This is a genomic window from Acidobacteriota bacterium, assembly GCA_040752675.1.
Classification (GTDB): Bacteria; Acidobacteriota; Polarisedimenticolia; order JBFMGF01; family JBFMGF01; genus JBFMGF01.
This window is the reverse complement of the sequence record JBFMGF010000115.1, coordinates 1-5,030: the sequence shown is the minus strand read 5'-3', so window position 1 is coordinate 5,030 and position 5,030 is coordinate 1. Positions and strand designations below refer to the sequence as shown.

Annotated in this window: 7 protein-coding genes; 4 read left to right on the top strand and 3 right to left on the bottom strand. The window is 43.8% G+C overall.

Annotated elements, in window-relative coordinates; genetic code table 11:
* Positions 1–210, top strand: a 210-nt coding sequence (locus AB1756_10340) for a nucleotidyltransferase family protein (protein MEW5807726.1), incomplete at its 5' end; no start/stop codon positions are given.
* Positions 203–544, top strand: coding sequence for a DUF86 domain-containing protein (locus tag AB1756_10335; protein ID MEW5807725.1), 342 nt, complete (start codon positions 203–205; stop codon positions 542–544). The genes AB1756_10340 and AB1756_10335, both read left to right, overlap by 8 nt.
* A 129-nt stretch (positions 545–673) precedes the next feature.
* Here the strand turns inward: AB1756_10335 and AB1756_10330 are convergent, their stop codons facing one another.
* Together AB1756_10330 and AB1756_10325 are read right to left on the bottom strand one after the other, a co-directional pair.
* Positions 674–829: a hypothetical protein gene (locus tag AB1756_10330; protein MEW5807724.1), complete on the bottom strand. Its 156-nt coding sequence runs from the start codon at positions 827–829 to the stop codon at positions 674–676.
* A 61-nt stretch (positions 830–890) separates the two neighbouring features.
* Entirely contained in the window at positions 891–1,565 is a 675-nt protein-coding gene (locus AB1756_10325; protein ID MEW5807723.1) for an SDR family NAD(P)-dependent oxidoreductase, read from the bottom strand.
* A gap of 349 nt (positions 1,566–1,914) precedes the next feature.
* On the opposite strand from AB1756_10325, the gene AB1756_10320 reads away from it, so the two are divergent.
* Complete coding sequence (locus AB1756_10320) at positions 1,915–2,889, top strand: hypothetical protein (GenBank protein MEW5807722.1); 975 nt, start codon at positions 1,915–1,917, stop codon at positions 2,887–2,889.
* An 86-nt stretch (positions 2,890–2,975) separates the two neighbouring features.
* Positions 2,976–4,334: an outer membrane protein transport protein gene (locus tag AB1756_10315; protein MEW5807721.1), complete on the top strand. Its 1,359-nt coding sequence runs from the start codon at positions 2,976–2,978 to the stop codon at positions 4,332–4,334.
* A gap of 96 nt (positions 4,335–4,430) precedes the next feature.
* Here AB1756_10315 and AB1756_10310 read toward each other — a convergent pair whose 3' ends face one another.
* Positions 4,431–4,706: a helix-turn-helix domain-containing protein gene (locus tag AB1756_10310; protein ID MEW5807720.1), complete on the bottom strand. Its 276-nt coding sequence runs from the start codon at positions 4,704–4,706 to the stop codon at positions 4,431–4,433.
* Positions 4,707–5,030 lie beyond the last annotated feature (324 nt).

The following is a 5,030-nucleotide window of genomic DNA, read 5'->3' as shown; positions in this document are numbered from 1 at the left end:
GCCATATTTGGCTCTTATGCCAGAGGGGAACAGCCTAAGGATAGCGATGTAGATGTGCTGGTCGAATTCAGCGAGCCTGTTGGGTTTCTCTTCATTCACCTGGCAGATTATTTAGAGGAAATCTTGGGACGGGAAGTTGATTTGATAACTCCTGATGCTATTAAGCCTAACAGAGAAAAGTACATCATGCAGGAGTTGATTCGTGTCTAACAGAGACTGGAAATTATTTGTGGAAGATATATTAGAGTCGCTATCGTTGATTGAGGAATATGCAAGGAATATGGAATTCGAAGATTTTAAGAAAGATCGAAAGACAATAGATGCCATAGTGAGAAACTTAGAAATAATCGGCGAGGCGTCAAAATTCATCCCTGGCAGTGTAAAAGATAAATTCTCATATGTAGATTGGAAAGCTATCGTCGGGCTTCGAAATAGAATTGCTCATGATTATTTTGGCTTAAGTCTTTCGATAATATGGGAAATCATTAAAAAGGAACTGCCGATATTGAAAGAACAGATGAAGAATATTGCTGAGTCAGATTAACACACCGAGCACTTGTGATGGCCGGAAATAGAAAAAGCTCTCTTTTGGCAATGTTCTCATTTATCAGGGCTCCTGCATGAGTGTACTTCCCGCTTCAATTTATTTTTCATCTCTACCAGGATCGAGTATCTAAATCTTCGATTTATTCAGGAAGAGATAGAGAATTTTTCTGGGCATGGTCCGGACCAGCATGTAAAGAACTTTATTCCAGAATCCCGGGATACAGATAGGCTTGTTCTTGGACAGGCATTTCAATGAGTAATCAACAACTGCATCAGCAGTCATCCACCTTATGATGCCTTTGCTCTTTAAATCTTCGGTCTTCATACCCGAGCGAGCATGAAGATTAGTATAGGTAAAACCGGGGCACAAGCACTGAATTTTGATGCCCCTTCCTTCCTTCCTTCCTTCCTCCCTCCCTTCCTCTCAATTGAATAAACAAGGATTCACTGAAGTTTGTGAGAAATGCTTTCATTGCGCTATAGGTTGCATCAACAGGGGCAGGAAAAAAGCCCGCAAGAGAAGAAACATTAATAATCGTGCCTTTTTCAGAGTGGAACATTTGAGGAAGCACTGCATTAGTCAGTAGCATTGGGGCGATGACGTTAGTCTTTACCATATTTACATGGTTGTCAATTTCATCCTCAAAGATAAGTTTTCCGGTGCCGAATCCAGCATTGTTAATAAGTATCTCGATATATTGATTACTCTGAATCGTATCAATGAGCTTTTTTACATCCTCATCATTTGACAATTCTGCAATGATCACATCCACTGCCACAGAGTAGTTTTTTCTCAGTTCCTCAGCGAAGGCTTCGATTTTGTTTTTGATCCTCCCCGTGATGATGAGGTTATAACCTTCCCTCGCAAATCTTCTGGCAAAGGAAGCGCCGATACCGCTCGTTGCTCCTGTAACGAAGGCTATTTTTTTGCCATCTCTATGCTGTGAAATAGAATGCATATTTTCTTGCATGGAATAATCCTCTTCATATAATTGCATCCTAAAGTCTAACAAAATCATTCATTCTTTCCTATTCAAATTTGTGAAATGAGAGGCAGCCGGATGCTCGAATTCTTCAACCTTTGCAGTGGATTGACTTACTCTTTTTGTAACTTCTGCTCGGATAAAATGACTACTTATTGAAGGATAAAAGATAAACTTCTATGAAGGAGTTAAGGCCATGATGAGAACAGAGGAAATGATTTCAAGAGAGCTTCTATTTCAGAACATGAATCCAGACATTGTGCTTTTCCAGATGGATCATTTTCATTCTCTGGTTGATTTGCTTTACCGTTCTCACTATTTTGACCACTTTCCACAGGTTGACTTGGCTTCCTGATTGAAAATTTCAAAGAAGGCCTATGAATATTTGGAAGAGCTTTCTCCAGATCTGGCAAGGACGACTATATTGATTAAAGAAAGGCAGGTCATCGGGAGCCATTCGATGTTTCGGATCAGCCCGAAGACCTGGCTTCTCCACCAACTGGCGGTTGATCAGACGATTTCACTCTATAAGAAAGAGCTGCCGTCCAAGAAGATAATACAGAGTACTTTTCAGTTCTTATGCCTGGACCACGTGACGGAGTATTTTGTGACAATTTTCCTTCATGATGATCCTGTCAGGAAGATATATTTTGACTCCTGCAAAAGTCATAATAATGAGAATGATTACCATATGATTCCATGCAGGTGGCTTGTTTTCGATCTCAAAAAGCAAGCGACTTACATCAGAGAGCGGTTCGATCCAGACAGGGGCATTCCGGATAATAGTAGACAGCTTTCAATATGCGGTGAGGCAGATCCCCATGAAATGGAGATAATCTCAAGATATCTGGCTGCCAGGACAAACAAACTTGAGTATGAAGCTTTCTCTTTCGGTGATCTTACCATGATGGGTTTTTCGGAAAGCTGGAGAATGAAAGGCATGAATGTCAATCGCAGAGTTTTTGTTGCGAGGGGAGAACAAAACGAGATGACCAATTTTGCTATCGTCACTGACTGGCCTTCAGGACTTAACATTAGTGGAATCATGGACAACACGTTCAGGATTTTTAGTGTGTCGGAAAACGAGGGAAATGATACAAATGCAAAGCTCCAACTGGTTCATCATGTTCTTCGTTCTATGGCTGATGAAGAAAAATCAACCGTTTCTTTTATATGCGACGAGAATGATTTCGAGGATTATGCTTCCATTCCTTTTCACGATTTTGGAAAACTGTGGATCCTCGTAGCTCATCGAAACACCTTTCAGACAGCGCTGCAATTCTTCAAGAATAGATATGCGAGACTTGAGGCGAGGCTCGTGCGGCAATCTGAAAGCCTTTCCAGACAGGGTGCCGCTTAGTGAAAAATGTTAAAATATGCAACTGCACAACGTTGTTTATCACTCTTTCTGATCAACGCAAGCAGTCTGCTAATCTTTTTAAAGAGATGCAAAAAATGAGAAAACAAACAAAAGTATTTGCTTTGTGCATTCCTTTTCTTGCACTGTTTTTTATAACTAATTCGGTCTGGGCAAGTGCGCTGTCAAAGCCAAGTCCTGTCGATGCAAGGGCAATCGCAATGGGAGGTGCCTTTGTTGCTGTAGCGGATGATCCTCTGGCGATTTATTGGAATCCAGCTGGTTTAACGCAATTGGAAGGTATGCATCTCACCTTTGGCTTTGATTCGACCATACCAAGCCTCACATATCATCCCTATACAATTGAAGATCAATCAGGAGTAGCTACCCGCGATGAGAAAGCGAAGAGAGATTTTCTTCCTGCGCCTACATTTGGTTTCTCAACGGATAGACTCGAACCAGTGGTTCTCGGAATAGGGCTCTATCTCCCCTATGCGAATGGCGGCAAGTTTGAAGGACCGAGCCAGGCGGTTGGCAATCCCCTCGATGGTCTGATCTACAGCATGGAGCTTTCCCCGGCCCTTGCTTTCAGGGTGCATGAAATGTTCTCAATCGGAATCAGCTTGAGGGCGAGCTATACGAAAAGCGAGCTTAACGGGCAGTTCATCCCTCCTTTGCCCGAGTATGGGCCGTTCGGCGGGAATGTGGCAAACATTGAGACAGCCGGATGGGGATACGGATGGGCAACGGGAGTACTCCTCAATCCTCACAGGAAGTGGCGCTTCGGAATGCTCTACAAAAGCAAGATCGAAAGTGACCTCTCCGGTGATTTCATCCTCGATGATCTTTCCGGCAACCGACTCGCAGTGGATGATGCTGAGCTCAGAGTGATTTTCCCCGCTCAGGCGAGGCTCGGCTTCGCGTTTGATGCGACCGAAAATCTCCTTCTGGCTTTCAGCGTGGACTGGGAGGAGAACAGCTCCATAGAGAACTACGAGGTGACATTTGCCAGGCTGACCGGTAGTGCCTTTCAGATCCCCGCCCGATATGAGGATAATTACACTTTCCACCTCGGGTCGCGATACAGGTTCAATGATCGGTGGACAGGCGCTGCTGGATACGCTTATGATGAGAGCGCAATACCCGATTCGACAACGAACCGCATCATGGGAGACCTCAATGCGCATGAGATCACTTTCGGTGCCAGCTATTCCTTTTCAGGTTATTCCCCATTCGATTCTTCCCGATCGGGCAATTCGTCTTCAGCTCCTGCATCCACGAGCTATTCTTCAGGCAGAAGTTCATGGTCCATCGATATTGCCTATGACATGCGCTTCGGAGAGCGAACGGTTCCGGTCCTGGACTCCTCGGGAAGTCCTAACGCTGCACCCGGAAAGTACAAGGGCCTTGTTCAAAGTCTTTCTTTTATGCTTCGAAAGAGTTTCTAAGGAATACTATCATCCTTTCAAAAGTGATCATTATCAATGCTCATGAGAAAAGAAAACAATTATAGTTATAAGAAGTGCAGCGCTTAATGTTGGATCTCATTCGATGAGGTTGTATTTTTTGCGCTTTTCGAGGAGGGTCTTGCGGTTGATGCCGAGGATCTTTGCTGCTTTACTCCTGTTACCATTCGTCAGGTTCAGGATCTCTTGAATGTAGAGCTTCTCTATCTCTTCGAGAGAAAGCTTATTTTCAGCCAAATGCCTTAACGTATTTTTTTCACTCACACTAAAATCGAGGTGCAGGTCTTCGGGCTTGATCCTGCTCCCCTCGCAGAGAATGGCGGCATTATCAATGACATTCTTGAGCTCTCTCACATTCCCGGGCCAGTGGTAGAGTTCCAGAACCCTTCTTGAATCGTCGGAGAGTTTCAGATCGGGTCTGTTGTGTTTTTCCCTTGAAATTTTAAAAAAGTATGAGGAGAGAAGCAGGATGTCTTCTTTCCTTTCCCTGAGAGGGGGTATGTGAAGATCGAGAACATTGATTCTGTAGTAGAGGTCTTCCCTGAAGAGATTCTTCTCGACAAGCGAGTGCAGATCGGAGGGTTAGAGGGTTAGAGGGTTAACATTAACCTTGATATCCTTTATATATGTCCTTCCCCTGCTTGGAACGCCGAATCTTTTCCTTAACTATAAGATACT